19 protein-coding genes are annotated in these 17676 nt (G+C 69.7%); 4 read left to right on the top strand and 15 right to left on the bottom strand.

All coding sequences use genetic code 11. The features are described 5' to 3' along the window. Nucleotides 1-72 precede the first annotated feature (72 nt). The gene (gene upp, locus NO364_RS16020) at nucleotides 73-750 is read left to right on the top strand and encodes a uracil phosphoribosyltransferase (RefSeq protein ID WP_157689925.1); all 678 of its coding nucleotides are present in this window, start codon (nucleotides 73-75) and stop codon (nucleotides 748-750) included. Nucleotides 751-877: 127 nt separating this feature from the next. On the opposite strand, the gene NO364_RS16025 is transcribed toward upp, so the two are convergent. Both NO364_RS16025 and trpY read right to left on the bottom strand, forming a co-directional pair. Then, the gene (locus NO364_RS16025; RefSeq protein WP_157689924.1) at nucleotides 878-1483 is read right to left on the bottom strand and encodes an IMPACT family protein; all 606 of its coding nucleotides are present in this window, start codon (nucleotides 1481-1483) and stop codon (nucleotides 878-880) included. After that, entirely contained in the window at nucleotides 1483-1983 is a 501-nt protein-coding gene (trpY, locus tag NO364_RS16030; protein WP_157689923.1) for a TrpY family transcription regulator, read from the bottom strand. The genes NO364_RS16025 and trpY overlap by 1 nt, the downstream gene beginning before the upstream one ends. Nucleotides 1984-2117: 134 nt before the next feature. Between trpY and NO364_RS16035 the strand changes: the two genes are divergently transcribed. Then, on the top strand, nucleotides 2118-3083 hold the full coding sequence (locus NO364_RS16035; RefSeq protein WP_157689922.1) for a C-terminal binding protein: 966 nt from the start codon (nucleotides 2118-2120) through the stop codon (nucleotides 3081-3083). A 41-nt stretch (nucleotides 3084-3124) separates the two neighbouring features. Here NO364_RS16035 and NO364_RS16040 read toward each other — a convergent pair whose 3' ends face one another. Next, nucleotides 3125-3550, bottom strand: coding sequence for a hypothetical protein (locus NO364_RS16040; protein ID WP_157689921.1), 426 nt, complete (start codon nucleotides 3548-3550; stop codon nucleotides 3125-3127). 270 nt (nucleotides 3551-3820) lie between these two features. On the opposite strand from NO364_RS16040, the gene NO364_RS16045 reads away from it, so the two are divergent. Next, nucleotides 3821-4243, top strand: coding sequence for a PadR family transcriptional regulator (locus NO364_RS16045; RefSeq protein ID WP_157689920.1), 423 nt, complete (start codon nucleotides 3821-3823; stop codon nucleotides 4241-4243). On the opposite strand, the gene NO364_RS16050 is transcribed toward NO364_RS16045, so the two are convergent. The 3 genes from NO364_RS16050 to hisA all read right to left on the bottom strand — a co-directional run bounded on the left by NO364_RS16050 (nucleotide 4232) and on the right by hisA (nucleotide 5933). Next, nucleotides 4232-4516 carry a hypothetical protein gene (locus tag NO364_RS16050; RefSeq protein WP_157689919.1) on the bottom strand — a complete coding sequence of 95 codons (285 nt, stop codon included), beginning with the start codon at nucleotides 4514-4516 and terminating at the stop codon, nucleotides 4232-4234. The genes NO364_RS16045 and NO364_RS16050 overlap by 12 nt on opposite strands. Nucleotides 4517-4592: 76 nt before the next feature. Next, entirely contained in the window at nucleotides 4593-5177 is a 585-nt protein-coding gene (hisB, locus tag NO364_RS16055) for an imidazoleglycerol-phosphate dehydratase HisB (RefSeq protein ID WP_157689918.1), read from the bottom strand. 39 nt (nucleotides 5178-5216) lie between these two features. Further along, nucleotides 5217-5933: a 1-(5-phosphoribosyl)-5-[(5-phosphoribosylamino)methylideneamino]imidazole-4-carboxamide isomerase gene (gene hisA, locus NO364_RS16060; protein WP_157691176.1), complete on the bottom strand. Its 717-nt coding sequence runs from the start codon at nucleotides 5931-5933 to the stop codon at nucleotides 5217-5219. Nucleotides 5934-6054: 121 nt separating this feature from the next. On the opposite strand from hisA, the gene glmM reads away from it, so the two are divergent. After that, nucleotides 6055-7416, top strand: coding sequence for a phosphoglucosamine mutase (glmM, locus tag NO364_RS16065; RefSeq protein WP_257628026.1), 1362 nt, complete (start codon nucleotides 6055-6057; stop codon nucleotides 7414-7416). Here the strand turns inward: glmM and NO364_RS16070 are convergent. From NO364_RS16070 to ilvA, 9 genes are all read right to left on the bottom strand, one after another. Continuing rightward, nucleotides 7413-8552 (bottom strand): DUF7118 family protein, encoded by a 1140-nt coding sequence (locus tag NO364_RS16070; RefSeq protein WP_157689916.1) that lies wholly within the window; start codon nucleotides 8550-8552, stop codon nucleotides 7413-7415. The genes glmM and NO364_RS16070 overlap by 4 nt on opposite strands. Then, nucleotides 8549-8935 carry a phosphoribosyl-AMP cyclohydrolase gene (gene hisI / locus NO364_RS16075; protein WP_257628027.1) on the bottom strand — a complete coding sequence of 129 codons (387 nt, stop codon included), beginning with the start codon at nucleotides 8933-8935 and terminating at the stop codon, nucleotides 8549-8551. Before hisI ends, NO364_RS16070 begins: the two co-directional genes overlap by 4 nt. A gap of 40 nt (nucleotides 8936-8975) precedes the next feature. After that, a complete protein-coding gene (locus NO364_RS16080) occupies nucleotides 8976-9977 on the bottom strand; it encodes an A24 family peptidase (protein WP_157689914.1) in 1002 nt (333 codons plus the stop codon). 120 nt (nucleotides 9978-10097) lie between these two features. After that, complete coding sequence (gene fer, locus NO364_RS16085; protein WP_257628028.1) at nucleotides 10098-10487, bottom strand: ferredoxin Fer; 390 nt, start codon at nucleotides 10485-10487, stop codon at nucleotides 10098-10100. Nucleotides 10488-10734: 247 nt separating this feature from the next. After that, entirely contained in the window at nucleotides 10735-12159 is a 1425-nt protein-coding gene (lpdA, locus tag NO364_RS16090) for a dihydrolipoyl dehydrogenase (RefSeq protein ID WP_257628029.1), read from the bottom strand. A gap of 50 nt (nucleotides 12160-12209) precedes the next feature. Further along, a complete protein-coding gene (locus NO364_RS16095; RefSeq protein ID WP_305880322.1) occupies nucleotides 12210-13463 on the bottom strand; it encodes a serine hydroxymethyltransferase in 1254 nt (417 codons plus the stop codon). 68 nt (nucleotides 13464-13531) lie between these two features. Next, nucleotides 13532-15001 (bottom strand): aminomethyl-transferring glycine dehydrogenase subunit GcvPB, encoded by a 1470-nt coding sequence (gene gcvPB, locus NO364_RS16100; protein WP_157689910.1) that lies wholly within the window; start codon nucleotides 14999-15001, stop codon nucleotides 13532-13534. Continuing rightward, nucleotides 14998-16326: an aminomethyl-transferring glycine dehydrogenase subunit GcvPA gene (gene gcvPA, locus NO364_RS16105; RefSeq protein ID WP_257628030.1), complete on the bottom strand. Its 1329-nt coding sequence runs from the start codon at nucleotides 16324-16326 to the stop codon at nucleotides 14998-15000. Before gcvPA ends, gcvPB begins: the two co-directional genes overlap by 4 nt. 111 nt (nucleotides 16327-16437) lie before the next feature. Next, the gene (ilvA, locus tag NO364_RS16110; protein WP_157689908.1) at nucleotides 16438-17655 is read right to left on the bottom strand and encodes a threonine ammonia-lyase; all 1218 of its coding nucleotides are present in this window, start codon (nucleotides 17653-17655) and stop codon (nucleotides 16438-16440) included. Nucleotides 17656-17676 lie beyond the last annotated feature (21 nt).

The following is a 17676-nucleotide window of genomic DNA, read 5'->3' on the forward strand; positions in this document are numbered from 1 at the left end:
AACGATTCGCCGAGCGAACGACGACCCGTCGCTGACGCTTATTTTAAGTGGCCGCCGGCCGGTTCCCCGACGATGACCATCGAAGACCGCGACGACGCGTACCTCATCACGCACGCACTCGCGAAGGACACGCTCTCGAAGATCCGCGACGCCGACACCGAGCAGGTCGCCTTCCGGAAGGGACTCGTGAAACTCGGGCGCATCTGTGGCTACGAGATCATCGACGGCGCGATGGAGACGGAGTACGTCTCCATCGAGACGCCGCTCGCCGAGACGACCGGCGAGCGCGTGAAGGGACTCGACGACGTGGTCATCATCAACGTCCTGCGGGCGGCCACGCCGTTCGTCGAGGGGCTGTTGAAGGCCTTCCCGCGCGCCAAGCAGGGCGTCATCAGCGCCGGCCGCGACGAGGAGGCCGGGATGAACGAGGACGGCGAGTTCCCCATCACGGTCGACTACGTCAAACTCCCCGAGATCAGCGAGGACGACACCGTCATCGTCGCCGACCCGATGCTCGCCACCGGATCGACGATGTCGGCCGTCCTCGACTACGTCCTCGAGGGACAGGCGGCCCCCGAGAACCTCTTCGTCCTCTCGGCGGTCAGCGCCCCGGACGGCCTGCTCCGCGTCTCCGAGGCCGTCCCCGAGGCGGACCTGCTGACCGTCGCCATCGACGACCACCTCGACGAGAACGGCTTCATCGTCCCCGGCCTCGGCGACGCCGGCGACCGCGCCTTCCGGACGACCTGAGACGGGCGGCGCGTCCAACCCCCTCGCTTCACGTCGAAAATCGCCCGACGACGAACCGACGAGCGCGGAGAATTCTCCACCGAAGCGGACCCCCCGAGCGCTCCGTATCCCTCCGGAGGGCTCCGGATCACTCTAGTTCGACACGGCCGCCCGTCGCGGACCGGAGGCGGTCCCGGAGGCCGTCGGCCTCGGCGACGGGCACGCGCACCTCGAAGGCCACCCGCTCCTCGTAACTCGCCTCGAAGTCGACGCCCTCGCTCTCGAGGATTCCGCGGACGGTTCCCGAGTCGTCGTAGTCGACGACGGCCGACACGCGCTCGTGGGGTCGCTCCTCGACCACGCCGGCGGCGTCGACGGCGTCGCTCACGCCGCGGGCGTACGCCCGGGCCAGCCCCCCGACGCCGAGGTTGACGCCGCCGTAGTAGCGGGTCACCACCGCGACGACGTTCCGCAGGTCGCGCTGGACGAGGACGTTCAGGGCGGGTTTGCCTGCCGACCCCGTCGGCTCGCCGTCGTCGCTCGCCCACTCCCGGAGCATCTCCCCGCCCGGGGCGGGCACGCGGTAGGCCGGCACGTTGTGGGTGGCGTCGTCGTACGCCGCCCGCACCTCGTCGACGAACGCCTCGGCCTCGTCGACCGACTCGGCGGGTGCGACGTGGCCGAGGAACTCCGACCCCTTCACCTCGAACTCGGACTCCGCCCGCTCGGCCACCGTGCGGTAGGTCTCGGCCATCAGAACTCGACCCGGCGGACGTACGGCAGTTCGCGGATCTCGACCAGGAGATCGCCCGGAAGGGTGGCGTCGGTGATGACGTACAGTTTCGCGTCGTCGACGAACTCGGGATCCTCGCTGATGACCTGCCGGATGGAGATATCCCGGTCGGCGATGGCCGTCGTCACGTCGGCGACGATGCCCGATTCGGTCTCGTCGTCGACCCAGACCGTCAGCACCGAGAGGTCGAGCACCGGTGCCAGATCCATCAGGCTGGGGATGGCCGTGATGTTCTGGAAGATGCGGCGGAGCTCCGGATCGTCGAGGATGGCGTCGGTCGTCGAGTCGACCACCCGCCGATCGACGCCGATCTCGCGAGCGATCCCCGTGTTGGGGATCTCGATGCCGCCGGAGACGACCCGTCCCTCGTCGTTGACGGAGAAGCCCCGTTCGAGCAGGAGTCGGATCACCTCCTGCTGGCTCGGACTCCCCTCGAACTTCTCCATGATCTCGTCGAACATTCGTCCGACGACTTGTCCGGGACGGTTGATATACCTGCGGCCATCGACCCGGTCCGTCGCCGCCAGCCGCGTGTCGGTCATCCCCATCGACTTCCGTCCAAACGCTTACTACACTCCCCCCGCCACCCCTCCCCATGTCCCACACCGTCGTCTTCACCGACCACACCTTCGACGACCTCGATGTCGAACGCCGGATCCTCGACGAAATCGACGCCGAGTTGATCGACGGCGAGGCGAGCGACGAGCCCCTTCCCGACCTCGTCGCGGACGCCGACGCCGTCATCGCCATGTACGCCGACGTCGACGCCGCCCTGCTCGATGCGATGCCCGACTGCCGGGTCGTCTCCCGGACCGGCATCGGCGTCGACAACGTCGACATCGACGCCGCGACCGAGCGCGGCGTCTACGTGACGAACGTCCCCGACTACTGCATCCCCGAGGTGTCGACGCACACCTTCGCCCTCCTGCTCGCCCTGGCACGGAAGGTCGTCGCCTTCGACGCCCGGGCGGCCCGCGGGGAGTGGGACGAACACGCCGGCCGACCGATGCACCGCCTCGACGGCCGGACGCTCGGCCTCGTCGCCTACGGCGACATCGCCCGGGCGGTCGCCGAGAAGGCCCGCGCGTTCGGCATGGAGGTGATCGCCCACGACCCCTACGTCGATCCGGCGGACGTCGGCGACGGCGTGACCCTGGTCGAGGACCTGTCGACCCTGCTCGCGGCGTCGGACGCCGTCTCCATCCACGCGCCGCTCACCCCGGAGACGGAGGGGATGATCGGCGCCGCCGAACTCGACGCGATGAAGGAATCCGCGTTCCTCGTCAACGCCGCTCGCGGCGGCATCGTCGACGAGGACGCCCTCGCCGACGCCGTCGAGCGGGGGGCCATCGCGGGCGCCGGCCTCGACACGCTCGCGGAGGAACCGCCGCCGTCGGACTCGCCGCTGCTGGATCCGGAGGACGTGATCCTCACGCCCCACGCCGCCTACAACTCCGCCGAGAGCGTCCGCGAACTGCGGGAGAAGGCCGCCCGGAACGTCCGGCAGACGCTCGCCGGCGAGGTACCCGACTACCTCGTGAACGGCGACGTGATCGAGTAGCTACGTCCGAACCGACGGCTGTGGCCGGCGGGCCCCCCCGATCAAAGGAGGTACGCCCGGAGCAACTCACCGACCGTGTCGGGTATCATCAACATCCCCACGATGACCAGCACGATCATAAGCATCAGTACGATGAGGAGAAGGGAGACGACACCCTCGGTCGGGACGGTTACGCTTGGGAGTCCACCCATATCGATCCGCACTTTCTCCGCCTGTTCGCGTTCCTGACGGGTCCGTTCGTCCTGTGCCTTCACCGTTTCGAGCGCGCTGAACTGTGACTGTATCTCCGAGTACTGCTGCATCAGATCGGAGGTCTTCTTGAGCAGATCCCGCTGACGTTCGTCCAGTTCGTCCACTCGCTGGGCCAACTCCGAAATCCGATCCTCGTTGGCGTCGATCGAGCCACTCAACTGGTCGAGTGACTCGACTATCTCGTCGTTCGACTCGGGCGGATCGTCCGAATTCATCGGCGGACGGCCGGCGAATCAGTCCCCATCCGATCCGTCCGGGTGGTTCCGGTCCGTCCGCCGGTCCTTCCTTCGTTCCCAGTCCCCTGGACTCACTCTCGGGTCCTCCCACGGCGTGCCGGTTTCACGGATACGACTGTCTCGTTAGTGATTCATATTCAACATTTCTGTTGGCAGGAACCGACCCGAAAAGAACCTCCCCGGAGTCGACCAAGTAGGTTACGGCCTAGTTAACTTTATGTCCGTAGCTCTCAACGGGGAGGTATAGCCATGATCACGGAAGGGCGGACGCCGGACGACGCCGGCAACGAGGAGTTGGTTCACGAGGTCACACAGCGGACGCGAGGGCGAATCATCCAGGATATCCTCGGTCACCCCTACAAGAGCCCCTCGTTCGACGAGATCGACTTCATGAACCCCGGGTTGAGTAGCGCCACGCTCAGGGAACACCTGAACAAGCTGATCGAATACGGTCTCGTCCGGAAGGTGGAGGCCCCCGAGGACGAGCGAACCCGTGATTTCCCGTTCGTCTTTTACACCCTCTCCGACACCGGCCGGGAGTTCCTGGAGACACACAACCTGTACGTCGACGAGGAGGAGGAGATCGAGCGCGAGTACGCCGAGGTGGACAAACCGGAACACATCCTGAACAAGCAGAACGACGCTCCCCGTCCGACGGCGTTATTCGACTGATTCGCGCCCCGGACGGATCCCCCTCTCGCGATCGCTACCCGTCGGCCCCGGCCTCGACAACCCCCGCCGTCCATCGGTCAGGACGATCCGATCCGACCCCGCCAACCGGCGGACCAGTCCCTCCTCGTCCAGATACCTGACCGTCGCCAACACGGTCATCAGCGGGAGCCGCAGTCGATCCGCGATCCGATCGGGCGTGGCGTCGCCGACGCGTTGCAGGTACAACACGACGAGTTTCGATGTGTCGCTGTCGAGGGTCTCCAGCGCCTGCATACGCGAGGCCTCTCCGCCCGCCGACAAATAACTAACGACGGACGTCGAAAGAGAGTACGACAGCGGTCGTATCGATTTACAGCTCGCCTTTCGTGCTCGGCGTGTCCGACCGGCGCTCGTCGATCCGGGTCGCGTCGTCGAGCGTGCGCGCGAGCGCCTTGAACAGCGCCTCGACTTCGTGGTGGGCGTTCTCGCCCGTCACCTCGACGTGACAGGTGAGGCCGGCCGCGGTCGAGAGCGAGCGCGCGAAGTGACGCGCCATGACGCTCGTGAACTCGCCGACCCGCTCCTCGGAGAACTCGCCGTCGAAGCGAAAGAGGGGGCGGCCGCTCACGTCGACGACGACGCTCGCCACCGCCTCGTCCAGCGGGACGCGCCGGTCGGCGAAGCGGCGGATCCCCCGTTTGTCGTCGAGTGCCTCCTCGAACGCCGCGCCGAGGACGAGGGCGACGTCCTCGACGGTGTGGTGGTCGTCGATCTCCAGGTCGCCGTCGCAGTCGACGGTGAGGTCGAACAGCCCGTGTTTGGCGAACGATTCGAGCATGTGATCGAAGAAGCCGATGCCGGTGTCGACGCGGGCGTCCCCGTCGCCGTCCACGTCGAGTGTCACCTCGATCGTCGTCTCGGTGGTTTCACGGGTCCGAGCGGCGGTGCGGTCCATACACGCCCCTCTCGGGGCGTGCCTAAGTCGGTTTTGGGCCTACGCGTCCATCGCCTCGGCGAGCGTGAACGCGCCCTCGTAGAGCGCGGTGCCGACGACGACCGCCGCGGCGCCCGCCTCGCGACACGCCCGCACGTCGTCGAGGGTGGCGACGCCGCCGCTGGCGATCACCGGGATCCCCACCGCGTCGGCCAGCCGCTCGATCCGCTCCGTGCGCACCCCCGACAGCTTCCCCTCGACGTCCACGTCGGTGTAGAGGATGGCGCCCGCGCCCAGCTCCTCGTACCGTCCCGCGGCCTCGACCGGATCGAGTCCCGTCCCTTCGGTCCACCCCGAGACGACCACCTCGTCGCCCTTCGCGTCGAGGCTCACCACCACGCTCCCCGGCCGCTCCTCGTCGATTTCGGCGACGATCCCCGGGCGCTCGACGGCCGCCGTCCCGAGGATCACGCGATCCACGCCCCGGTCGAGCAGGTCGGTCGCGTCCCCGACGGTGCGGATGCCGCCCCCCAGCTGGATCGGCACGTCCACCGCGTCGACGACCGCTTCGACCGCCGCCGCGTTCGCCCGCTCGCCCTCGAACGCGCCGTCGAGGTCGACGAGGTGGAGCGTGCGTGCGCCGGCGTCGACCCACCGCCGTGCCGCCTCGACGGGGTCGCCGTACCGCTTTTCGGTGCCGCGCTCCCCCTGGACCAGCTGCACCACCTCGCCGTCCTGCATGTCCACCGCCGGGATCACCTCGAACTCCGGGAACAGCGTCATGTCGCCACCGGACGTGGCGGCGGCGTAAATGCCGACCGGTCGGCGGGGCGGACGGCGCCGGCCGTCGCCCAGCGGTCGCAACGGATTTGTGGACCGGGCGTCCACCTCATCCCGAATGCAACTGTTCGGCTCCAGCGGCACGCGCGGTGTGGTCGGCGAGGAGTTCACACCCGACCTCGTCAGGCGTGTCGCGAGCGCCGTGGCCACCGTCTGGGACGCCGACCGCGTCGCCGTCGCTCGCGATACCCGCCTCTCCGGGGGACCGCTCGCGGACGTGGCTGCCGGCACCCTCGCGGCCGCCGGCGCCGACGTCGACCGACTGGGGGTCGTTCCCACGCCGGGGGTCGCCTACTACTGCGCCCGCGAGGGCGTCCCCGCCGTCCACCTCACCGCCTCACACAACCCGCCGGCGTACAACGGCATCAAACTCCTCGGCGCCGACGGCACGGAACTCTCCGTCGACGGCTACGACGCCGTCGAGACCCGCGTCGACGCCGACGACGCCGTCCTCGCGTCGTGGGACGGCGTGGGGGAGGCCCGACGGATCGACGGCGTGAACGACGACTACCGCGCGGACCTGCTTGCACACGCCGACCGCGAGGCCATCGCGGCCGCGGACCTCACCGTCGCCCTCGACCCCGGTCACGGCGCCGGATCGCTGGTCTCGCCGGCCTTCCTCCGCGAACTCGGCTGTGCCGTTCGCACCGTCAACGCCGACCCGGACGGCCACTTCCCCGGACGCGACTCCGAACCCGTCGCCGAGAACCTGGCCGCTCTCCGGCGACTCGTCCGCACGACCGACGCGGACGTGGGGATCGCTCACGACGGCGACGCCGACCGTGCCGTCTTCGTCGACGAGACGGGTACCTTCGTCGACGGCGACACCTCGCTCGCGGCGCTCGCGGCCGCGGAACTCACCGCCGGCGACGTGGTCGTCTCCGCGGTCAACGTCTCCCAGCGACTCGTCGACGCCGTGGCCGACGCCGACGCCGAACTCGACGTGACGCCCATCGGCTCGACGCACATCGTCACGCGGGTTCGCGAGCGCCGCCGCGCGGGCGACCGCGTCCCCATCGCCGGCGAGGGCAACGGCGGCGTCTTCTACCCGGAGTATCGCCTCACCCGCGACGGCGCCTACGTCGCCGCGAAGTTCCTCGAACTGCTGGCCGACGCCGACGCGCCGGCGAGCGACGTCGTCGCCCCCTTCACCGACTATCACTTCGTCCGCGAGGACCTCACCTACGACGACGCCGCCGAGCGGGCCACCCTGCTCGACGCCGCCGAGGCGTACGCCCGCGAGGCCGACGCCGCCCTCGAGACGACCGACGGCTACCGCCTCGACTACGGCGACGCGTGGGTGCTCGTCCGCCCCAGCGGCACCGAACCGAAGGTCCGCATCTACGCCGAGGCCGGCGACGCCGACCGGGCGGCGGCGCTCGCGACCGACCTGCGTCGCCACCTCGACGCGGCGCGCTAGCCGTCCGTCTCGGTCTCCGCGAGCGCCGCCTCGATCCGGTCGCGTTCCTCGCGGGCGGCCGTCAACTCCTCCTCGACGGCCCCCTGTTCCAGCCGCTCGCGCTCCCGTTCGTCCAGTTCGTCGCGGGCGAGCGCCGACTCACGGAGGCGGTCGTAGTCGATCCGGCCGGGCAGGTCACGGAGGCGTCGCGCCGCGGCGACGACCGACTCGGGGGCGAAGCGGGCGACGACCGAGACGAGTTCCGAAGCCCGGTACCGCAGTGACTCGGCGTCCGGCGGCGGCCACGACACCGTCAGCGGGTCGGCGTCGAGGCGTTCGAGGTAGGTCCGGTGGGTGCCGACCCGCGTCCGCAGGGCCGCGGGGTCCTCGACGTAGTGTGAGAGCTTCGAGTTCGAGTAGTCCGCGTACTCCAGGAGCGTCGGGATGGACTCCTCGCCCGCGGGCGCCTCCATCACGTACGATCGAAGGTCCGGCGGCGTTTCGGGGAGAGCCGCGAGCGGGTAGGCCCGGCTCGCCTCGACGACGCTGAACACCTCGCGGGCGCTCGCCTCGCGCCGGAACTCGGCCCAGGCCCCGCGTACCGCGTCGTTGTACTCCTCGACCGGGTCGCGCAGGCGCTCGACCGGCGCGTCGAGGTCAGCCTCGCCCAACCGCCGCAGGCGCTCCAGCGAGTCGATCCGCTCCCCCAGATCACGGAGGCGTCGCCGGGCGTCCCGGCGGGCCGCCTCGAAGTCCGCCCGGGCCTCCTCCCGCGCTTCGAGCAGGCCGGCGAGCTCTGCTGCGGGCGCCAGCTCCGCCCGTGCCCGCTCGAAGTCGTCCTCGCCGAGGCGCCGCTGGTCGAGCAGGTCGTTCGCCGCCTCGAAGGCCGACCGCGCCGGCAGGTCGTCGTCGAGCCCTTCGGTCAACTGGACGAACGCCTCCTGGAACTCGACGAACGCCGCGAAGTCGCCGGTGCCGGTCGCCCGACCCTCGTACCGGTCGAGCAGCCCCGTCGCCTCGCGGTGGGCCTCCCGGACCGTCCGGAGTCGCTCCTCGCCGTGGTCCGCGACGGCCGCCCGGGCGTCGTCGAGTTTCGCTCGGGCCGCCCGCAGGGTGGCGGCCGCGTCCTCGCCCTCGTCCGCGCCCTCCCCGCTCATCCGTCGTCGTAGACGTCGTCGGGGTCGAAGACCCGCTCGCCGACCGTCTCGCCCTCGACGGTCCGGTGGAAACAGGAGCGGTGGCCGGTGTGACAGGCGCCACCCTCTTGGTCGACCAGATAGAGCAGGGCGTCGGCGTCACAGTCGACCCGCACCTCCTCGACGCGCTGGACGTGCCCGCTGGTCGCTCCCTTCTCCCAGAGTTCGTCCCGGCTCCGGGAGTAGTAGTGTGCCCGTCCCGTCTCGCGGGTGCGTTCGAGCGCCGTCGGCGAGACGTACGCGAGCATCAACACCTCGCCCGAGTCGGCGTCCTGTGCGACGGCCGGGACGAGGCCGTCGGCTCCGAAATCAACGTCCACGTCGACGTCGGCGTCGGCGGTCATGCCCGTCCCTGGGTGCCTCCCCCCGATAGGTCTTGTGTCGTCACACGACGCCGAGGGCGCCGAGCAGGCCGAAGAGGACGTCACCGTAGGTCAGGGCGAGACAGAGCCCCAGAAAGAGCGGGACGATGAAGGGGACGCCGGGCGAGATCCACACCGAGTCGCGGGTCGTCACCACCCGCAACCCCTCCCGGAGCGTCTCGGGGGTCGTCCCGTAGGCGCTCCCCTCTATCTCGTCGAGGAAGCGCTCGGCCGCCCACGGGTCGTCATGGTCGGCGTCCGGAGCGGTGTCGCCCTCGCCCGTGCTCCCCGCCGACGTCGGTCGCTCGGCGGCTGTCACATCGGCGTCGACCGCCCCGTCCGTCGGCTCGAACGTCTCCCCGACGCGTTCGGGGTCGCGGTGGGCTGCCGGCGCCGCCCGGAGCGCGTCCAGCGTGGTGCCCCGCCACCGAAGGTACATCCGCAGCGCGTCGAGGTCGAGGCCTCCCCGCGTGAACCCCTCGGTCGTCTCGAACAGGCGGCCGTGCTCCGCCGGGAGCGCGGACACCTCGGTCCGGCGGCCGAGGAACATGACGGTCCCCCGGTCGCCCCGCAGGCCGTTGCGGACGCCGAGGTAGACGGGGTAGGCCAGGCCGACCAGCACCGCGTTCGTCAGGATCGTCATCGAGAAGACGCCGACGTCCGTGACCACCGCGGGGTAAGCGCCGCTGGCGAGGTAGAAGACCGGGTATGTCGGAAAGAGGACGGCGAGGGTCATCATCGCCTTGGCGTCGGCGCCGCCGAACCCCCCGATCCACCAGAGACCGTAGGCGAGGGGGACGACGACGAGGAGGCTGATCCCCACCCGGACCAGAAAGAGGCGGTCGTCGACGCCCGCGACCGGGAGGTGGCCGAGCGCGTCCCACGCGAGCGTCAGGAGGCCGACCACGAGCAACGGATACCAGAGCCAGTTCGGGAGGCGACGGGTACGCACGTCGCGCCAGGCCGCCCACCCGAGCGCCGGCACCGCGATCAACCGCAGCAGGTCCGTCGTCGCCGCGAGCATTACCGAACCCCGAGGCGCGGGGGAATTAGTGTTTTCGACGGCGCCGCCGCTACCGGGCGTGAAAGAATGGAGGAATCGGAACCGTGCGACCTCGTACGGACTGACGTCCGACAGGCCGTCTCAGATGACGCGGTTCTGCAGGTAGTCGAGGTGCTTGGCGTTGTAGACCAGCTTCACCTCGTCGGCCGCCGGGCTACCGATGCAGGTCAGCCGGACGTCCTTCTCTTCGACTTCCTCGTCGGAGAGGATCTGCTGCATGTCCATGTCGAGGTCGCCCTCCTGGACGATGGCCGCACAGTTCGCACAGGCGCCGGCACGGCACGAGAAGGGCCAGTCGTAGCCTTGCGCCTCGGCGGCTTCGAGGACGTACTCGCCCTCGTTGACTTCGAGGGAGCCGTAGTCGACGTCCTCGAGGTCGGCGTCGGCGGCCTTCTCGAAGAGGTCGTCGTCGTCCATTTCCCAGCCGTGATCGTCCATTACTTCGTAATTGAGGTATTCTACCGTGGGCATCAAGCGATAGTTGAGTGGCCACCCCATTAGACTTTGCTGTTCGGCAAAGCGTCGCCGCGTCGTCGTCGACGAACGTGTTCGATTTCGCGGACGTCGCTACCTTCGACCCGAGTATTGACAGGTGGGATATGTGACGGATCGCCGAGAACACGGCGCCGACGGCCCGGTCGTCCGTAACGACTACCGGTTGAACGAGCGGCCGACGATCCGGGGAGTACACGCCCCCGGTCGTTCCGCCACGTAACGACTACCGGTTCAGGGTGTGGATCGCCTGCCCGAGGGCGTTCTCGACGGCCTCCATCGTCGCCTCCGAGAGCGTCGGATGCGTGTGGACCGTCGCCGCCACGTCCTCCAGCCGGGCGCCCATCTCGATGGCAAGCGTCGGTTCGGCGATCAACTCCGAGGCCTCGGGGCCGACGATCTGTGCGCCGAGCAGGAAGCCGTCCGCGCTCGCGACCACGCGGACGAACCCCTCGGTCTCGCCGGTCGTCAGCGCCCGCCCGCTGGCGTTGAAGGGCATCTCGCCGACCACCGGGTCGTAGCCCTCCCTCGCCGCCTCGTCCGCGGTCAGGCCGACGGTCGCGATTTCGGGATCGGTGAACACCGCCGCCGGGATCGCCCGCGCGTCGAACGCCGCCGGTTCGCCCGCGATGGCCTCCGCCGCGACGATCCCCTCCGCCGAGGCGGCGTGTGCGAGCATCGGCTCCCCCGCCACGTCGCCGACGGCGTAGATCCCCTCGACGTCCGTCTCGCACCGCTCGTCGGTCGCCAGGAAGCCCTCCTCGGTCGGCTCCAGCCCCGCCGCCCCCGGGTCGAGCGGGCCGGTCACCGGGTCCCGTCCCACCGCGACCAGCACCCGGTCGGCGCCGTAGGTCGACTCGGTGCCGTCTTCGGTCTCCGTGGTGACGACGATCCCGCCGTCGGCGGCGTCGCGCCACCCGCTCGCCCCCTCGCCGAAGTGGAAGTCGACGCCCAGCGACTCGGCGCGCTTCCGGACGATCCGCGAGATGTCGTCCTCGTACCCCGGGAGGACGTCGTCGAGCATCTCCACGACGGTCACGTCGCTCCCCAGTTTGGCGAACACCGTCGACAGCTCCATCCCGATGTAGCCGGCGCCGACGACGACCAGCCGATCCGGGACCGTCGTGAGCGAGAGCAGGTCGGCCGAATCCAGAACCGGCTCGTCAGCGAAGTCGAACCCGGGGAGTGCGACGGGTCGGCTCCCCGTCGAGACGATGCAGTGTTCGAAGGCGACGGTCTCCGAGCCCTGTCCCTCCCCCTCGTGCTCGACGCGGACGGTCCCCTCGTCGACGAACGTCGCGGTCCCGTCGAGCAGGGTCACGCCGTTGGCCTTACACAGCTTCTCGACGCCGCCGGTGAGCCGGTCGACGACGCCCTCCTTCCACTCGTGCATGCCTCCGAGGTCGACCGCGGGGTCGGCGTGGATCCCCATCTCCTCGGCCGTCGCGGCGTCGTGGGCGACGTCCGTCGCCGTGATGTACGCCTTCGAGGGGATACAGCCGCGGTTGAGACAGACGCCGCCGTACGCGTCGCGTTCCACCAGCGTGACGTCGAGGTCGCGCTGGGCGGCGCGGATGGCGGCGACGTAGCCGCCCGGCCCCGCGCCGATGACCAGTACTTCCGTTCCGGTAGTCACGTCTCCGACGACCATCGTTGGTCACACTCGGGACGCGCCCGACCATAAAGGCGGGCGACGGCGGCCTACTCGTAGACCGGGAACTCGGCACAGAGCCGGTCGACCTCGTCTCGCACCTCGCTCGCCACGTCCGGGTCGTCCGGGTGGTTCAACCGCTCGACGATGAGTTCGCCCACCGTCTCCATCGCCGCCTCGTCGAAGCCGCGGGTGGTGAGCGCCGGCGTTCCCACCCGGATGCCGCTGGTGACGAAGGGCGACCGCGTCTCGCCCGGCACCGTGTTCTTGTTGACCGTGATTCCCACGTCGTCGAGGGCGTCCTCGGCGTCCTCGCCGGTCAGGTCGGGGTGGGAGTCCCGCAGGTCCAGGAGGAGCAGGTGCTTGTCCGTGCCGCCCGAGACGGGCGTGATCCCCGCCGACCGGAACACGTCGGCGAGCGTCTTCGCGTTCGCGACGACCCGCTCGGCGTACTCGGTGAACGCGGGGTCGAGCGCCTCGCCGAAGCCCACCGCCTTGCCCGCGATGTTGTGCATCAGCGGCCCGCCCTGTCCGCCGGGGAAGATGGCCTTGTCCACCGCCTCGGCGTGTTCCTCGGTCGTCATGATCATCCCGCCGCGGCCGGCGCGGATGGTCTTGTGCGTGCTGCCGGTGACGAAGTCGGCGTCCCCGACGGGGTTGACGTGGACGCCTGCCGCCACCAACCCGGTGACGTGGGCGATGTCGGCGAGGTGGTCGGCCCCGACGTCGTCGGCGATGGCGCCGAGCCGCTCGAAGTCGAACTCGCGGGGGTACGCCGAGGACCCGCTGACGATCATGTCCGGGTCGAAATCGGCGGCCTGTGCCGCCACCTCGTCGTAGTCGATGTAGCCCGTATCCGGGTCGACGCCGTACTGTTCGACCTCGTAGAGCTGTCCGGAGAAGTTGACGTGGTGGCCGTGGCTGAGGTGGCCGCCGTGGTTCAAATCGAGCGAGAGGATGCGGTCGCCCGGCTCCAGGGCCGCGAAGTAGACGCCCATGTTCGCCTGCGTCCCGCTGTGGGGCTGGACGTTGACGTGTTCGGCGCCGTAGAGCTCTTTCGCCCGCTCGATGGCGAGGTTCTCGACGGTGTCCATGTGCTCGCAGCCGCCGTAGTACCGTTCCCCGGGGTAGCCCTCCGCGTACTTGTTCGTCATGACGCTCCCCTGGGCCTCCATCACCGCCTCGGAGACGTGGTTCTCCGACGCGATCATCTCGAGGTTGCTCTCCTGTCTGCGCTCCTCGCCGGCGATGGCCTCCGCGACCGCCGGGTCGGTCTCCCGCAGGTGCGAGTGGTTCGCTGTCACGGCGTAAACCACGGAAAACAGGGAAATAAGTAGCGTGGTCCGTCACAAACTTTCCCGCGGGTCCCGCCCTATTCCAGCGCGTGCCACGACAGCCGCGGGTTCCGGGCCGCGTCCGCCTGGTCGATCCGGCGGGCGGTCGTCTCCGTCGGCGTCGCCGCCAGGTCCTCGGGATCCGTCGCCGCGACGGCGTCGAACGCCGCCGCCAGGTCGTCCAGTCGCGCCTTCGACTCCGTCTCCGTCGGCTCCGTCATCAGCGCCTCGTCGACGATTTCGGGCCACTTCGTCGTCGGCGGATGGACGCCCTGATCGAGCATCGCCTTCGCCACGTCCGCGGCGTCCTCGTCAGCGCTCGCGACGAACTCGTGGTGGAACGGGCCGTAGGGCACCTCGTACTCGATCCGCTCGGCGAGGTAGTTGGCGTTCAGGACCGCCGTCTCGCTGATCCGCTCCAGCCCCGCGTCCCCGTGCCGGAGGATGTAGGCGTACGCCTTCACGAGCACCAGCCAGTTGCCCGTGAACTCGTGGACCCGGCCGATGCTGTGTTCGGGTTCGTAGGCCTCGTAGTCGCCGTCGACTTCCCGCACCTGTGGCGTGGGGAGGAAGGGGGCGAGGTCGGCGTTCACGCCGATGGGTCCCTGCCCCGGCCCGCCGCCCCCGTGGGGCGTCGCGAACGTCTTGTGCAGGTTGAAATGCATGATGTCGAAGCCCATGTCGCCGGGACGGGCCTTCCCGAGCAGGGAGTTGAGGTTCGCGCCGTCGTAGTAGAGCAGACCGCCCGCGTCGTGGACGATCTCCGCGATCTCGGCGATGTCGCGCTCGAACAGCCCCAGCGTGTTGGGGTTGGTGAGCATCAGCAGCGCCGTCTCCTCGCCCGCGGCCGCCTCCAGGGCCGAGACCTCGACCCGGCCGTCCTCGTTGGACGGCAGTTCCACCACGTCGTAACCGGCCATCGCCGCGCTCGCGAAGTTGGTCCCGTGAGCCGACTCGGGGACGATCACCTCGCTTCGCTCGCCCTCGCCGTTGGCCTCGTGGTAGGCCTTTGCCACCTGGATGCCCGTGAACTCGCCGGCCGCGCCCGCCGGCGGCTGGAGCGTCACCGCGTCCATCCCGCCGACCGTCGCCAGCGTCTCCTGCAGTTCGTACAGCAGGCGCAGGATCCCTTGCTTGTCGTCGTCGCTACGCAGGGGGTGGACCCGGTTGCCCGGGTGGGCCGCCACGTCCTCCGTGAACGCGGGGTTGTACTTCATCGTACACGACCCCAGCGGGATGGGCCCGGAGTCGATGCCGTAGTTCATCTGCGAGAGCCGGGTGTAGTGGCGCGTCACCTCCGGTTCCGCGAGGTCCGGCAGCGTCAACTCGTCCCGCGTCAGGTCGTCCGGCAGCGACGACTCGACGGCGACCGTGTCGGTACTCTTCTCGTTCAACAGCGGTTCGTACCGGTCGCCGTCGTACCACCGCGCCTGCTGGTGGGGGGCCTCGCTCTCCCCGTCGGCGTCGTCGGCCGCTCCCTCGGGACGTTCGTGCTGTTCTTGGCTCATGCGCCACCCCCGTAGCCCGCGAGTGCGTCGAGCAGGTCGTCCACCCGGTCGCGGTTGGCGTCGGTCACACAGACCGCCAGCCGTTCCTCGCCCGCGTCCTCGACGGTCCGGACGGCCAGCCCCGCGTGCCGGCAGTGATCGACCACGTCCGCCGCCGGCGCCGCCGTGTCGACCAGCGCCTCCCGGAAGTGGTGGCCGTCGTAGACCGGCGCCTCGAACCCGTCGAGGGCGTCGATCCGCTCGCAGGCCTCCGCGACCCCCGTCACGGACTCCTCGGCGAGGTCGACCAGGCCGTCGGGGCCGAGCCACGCCGCGTGGATGGCCGCCCGGAGCGCCAGCCACGCCTGGTTGGTGCAGATGTTCGAGGTGGCCCGCTCCCGCCGGATGTGCTGTTCGCGGGTCTGGAGGGTCAGCGTGTACGCCCGGTTGCCCGCCGTGTCCTCGCCCGCGCCGACGAGACGGCCCGGCACCTGCCGGAGGAAGTCCTCGCGACACGCGAACAGGCCGAGTCCCATGCCGTAGGTCGTCGGCAGGCCGAGGACGCCAGCGTCGCCGACCACCACGTCGGCGCCGTACGCCGCCGGCGGTTCGAGGAGCGCGAGGGCGACCGCGTCCGAGCCCACACAGAACAGCGCGTCGTTGTCGTCGGCGAGGTCACCGACGGCGGCCAGGTCCGGTTCGAGGACGCCCCGTGCGTTCGGCGTCGCGGCGTACACCATCGAGGTGTCCCCGTCGATCCGCTCCGCGAGGCCGTCCACGTCGACCGTTCCCCCGCTCGTCGGGTAGGATTCGACCGTGATCCCCGGGCCGTCGGTGTAGTTCTCCAGCACCGACCGAACCCGGTCGGGCAGATCCGCGGGCACCAGCACCGTGTCGCCGTCCGTCGCCCGGACGCGGTCGGCGAGCAACACCGCCTCGCCGAGCGCCGTCGAGCGGTCGTACATCGAACAGTTGGCGACGCCGAGGCCCGTCAACTCGACGACGAGCGACTGGAACTCGAAGAGCGCCTGCAGGAAGCCCTGGGTGACCTCGGGCTGGTACTGGGTGTAACTGGTCAGGAACTCCCCCCGGAGGGAGAGGTGATCGACCACCGACGGGACGTAGTGTTCGTAATGTCCACCGCCGAGGAACTCGGTGAGGTCGGCCGACTCCTCGAGGATCCCCTCGACGGCCGCCCGCGTCTCCCGCTCCGAGTGTGCTTCGATCCCGTAGTCGCCGTCGAACCGGACGGGGTCGGGGATGTCGAACAGTTCGTCGGGATCGGATACCCCGACCGCGTCGAGCATCTCCGACCGCTCCGCCTCGGAGTGAGTCACGTACGGCATGGTACTCGTTCTCGGAACGCTCGACGTATATATTCGGCGCTGTGAGCCGTTTTCCCGGGTCTATCATGTGGGTTCCCGGCACCGGTCGGGGGCCGACGGGAGCTTCGTCGCTCAGTTCACGCGCTCGACTTCGTAGCCCGCGTCCTCGATGGCGCCCATCACGTTCTTGGCGTGGCCCTCGCCGCTCGTGACCACCTGGAAGACGAGGTAGGCGTCGCCCACCTCCAGGTCGCCGACGGCCCGGTCGTGACGCACCGTCCGGATGTTCGCGCCCCGGTCGCCGATGATGCCCGAGATCCGCCCCATCTCGCCGGGCTGATCCCGGATGCGGATCCGCAGGCGGAGCAGCTGACTCCGGTCCGTCAGGGCGTGTGTCAACACCGTCTGGAGCATCGACATGTCGATGTTGCCCCCACAGAGCAGGGGCACGACCGTCTCGCCCTCGACGTCCACGTCGTCGCTCAACAGCGCCGCGACCGACGCCGCGCCCGCCCCCTCGACCAACTGTTTCGACCGCTCCAGCACGACGAGGATGCTACGGGCGATGTCGTCGTCGCTCACCGTCACCACCCGGTCGACGTGCTCCTCGATGAGGCCGAGGGTCAACGCCGAGACGCTCCCCGTGGCGATGCCGTCGGCGATGGTCTTCGGCGACTCCTCGTCGACGGGGACCCCCTTCTGGAGGCTGTCGGGCACCGTCGCCGCCAGCTCCGCCTGGACGCCGATCACCCGCACGTCGTCGTCGAGCGCCTTCAGCGCCGTGCTGATGCCGCCGATCAGTCCCCCGCCGCCGATGGGGACGATGACCGTGTCGGCGTCCGGCACCTGTTCGTTGATCTCCAGGCCGAGCGTCCCCTGTCCGGCGACGATGGCCGGGTCGTCGTACGCGTGGACGAACAGGTTCCCCGGCTCCTCGCCCATCGCCCGGGCGTGGGACATCGCCTCGCCGAAGTTCGCGCCGTGGAGTTCGACCGTCGCCCCGTAGCTCCGGGTCGCGTCCACCTTCGCCTGCGGCGCGTTCTCCGGCATCACGATGGTCGAGTCGAGCCCCACCGTCGTCGCCGCCAGCGCCACCCCCTGAGCGTGGTTCCCCGCGCTCGCCGCGACGACGTGCTTGTCGCTCCCCGACTCGGCCTCCCCCTTCAGTTTGTTGTACGCCCCCCGCGTCTTGAACGACCCCGTCCGCTGGAGGTGTTCCATCTTCAGGTGGACGTCCGCGCCCGACATCTCGGAGAGCGAGCGGTTCGTCTCGATCGGCGTCTGTCTGACGATGGCGGGGTCGTCGAACCGTTCCCGAGCGGCCTCGATGTCCGCGAGTGTGACTGTCATGCCATAGCCTGCGTCGACGGG

This window comes from Haloplanus salinarum (assembly GCF_024498175.1).
In the GTDB taxonomy this organism is placed as follows: Archaea; Halobacteriota; Halobacteria; order Halobacteriales; family Haloferacaceae; genus Haloplanus; species Haloplanus salinarum.

What these genes read in the sequence shown, in the direction of transcription:
- gcvPB (WP_157689910.1), bottom strand. Translation starts at nt 15,001, where the DNA reads ATGAGCCAAGAACAGCACGAACGTCCCGAGGGAGCGGCCGACGACGCC.
- upp (WP_157689925.1), top strand. Translation starts at nt 73, where the DNA reads ATGACCATCGAAGACCGCGACGACGCGTACCTCATCACGCACGCACTC.
- hisI (WP_257628027.1), bottom strand. Translation starts at nt 8,935, where the DNA reads ATGACCGCCGACGCCGACGTCGACGTGGACGTTGATTTCGGAGCCGAC.
- trpY (WP_157689923.1), bottom strand. Translation starts at nt 1,983, where the DNA reads ATGTTCGACGAGATCATGGAGAAGTTCGAGGGGAGTCCGAGCCAGCAG.
- gcvPA (WP_257628030.1), bottom strand. Translation starts at nt 16,326, where the DNA reads ATGCCGTACGTGACTCACTCCGAGGCGGAGCGGTCGGAGATGCTCGAC.
- glmM (WP_257628026.1), top strand. Translation starts at nt 6,055, where the DNA reads ATGCAACTGTTCGGCTCCAGCGGCACGCGCGGTGTGGTCGGCGAGGAG.
- NO364_RS16035 (WP_157689922.1), top strand. Translation starts at nt 2,118, where the DNA reads ATGTCCCACACCGTCGTCTTCACCGACCACACCTTCGACGACCTCGAT.
- hisB (WP_157689918.1), bottom strand. Translation starts at nt 5,177, where the DNA reads ATGGACCGCACCGCCGCTCGGACCCGTGAAACCACCGAGACGACGATC.
- NO364_RS16045 (WP_157689920.1), top strand. Translation starts at nt 3,821, where the DNA reads ATGATCACGGAAGGGCGGACGCCGGACGACGCCGGCAACGAGGAGTTG.
- lpdA (WP_257628029.1), bottom strand. Translation starts at nt 12,159, where the DNA reads ATGGTCGTCGGAGACGTGACTACCGGAACGGAAGTACTGGTCATCGGC.
- NO364_RS16025 (WP_157689924.1), bottom strand. Translation starts at nt 1,483, where the DNA reads ATGGCCGAGACCTACCGCACGGTGGCCGAGCGGGCGGAGTCCGAGTTC.
- NO364_RS16080 (WP_157689914.1), bottom strand. Translation starts at nt 9,977, where the DNA reads ATGCTCGCGGCGACGACGGACCTGCTGCGGTTGATCGCGGTGCCGGCG.
- NO364_RS16070 (WP_157689916.1), bottom strand. Translation starts at nt 8,552, where the DNA reads ATGAGCGGGGAGGGCGCGGACGAGGGCGAGGACGCGGCCGCCACCCTG.
- NO364_RS16040 (WP_157689921.1), bottom strand. Translation starts at nt 3,550, where the DNA reads ATGAATTCGGACGATCCGCCCGAGTCGAACGACGAGATAGTCGAGTCA.
- NO364_RS16050 (WP_157689919.1), bottom strand. Translation starts at nt 4,516, where the DNA reads ATGCAGGCGCTGGAGACCCTCGACAGCGACACATCGAAACTCGTCGTG.
- fer (WP_257628028.1), bottom strand. Translation starts at nt 10,487, where the DNA reads ATGCCCACGGTAGAATACCTCAATTACGAAGTAATGGACGATCACGGC.
- ilvA (WP_157689908.1), bottom strand. Translation starts at nt 17,655, where the DNA reads ATGACAGTCACACTCGCGGACATCGAGGCCGCTCGGGAACGGTTCGAC.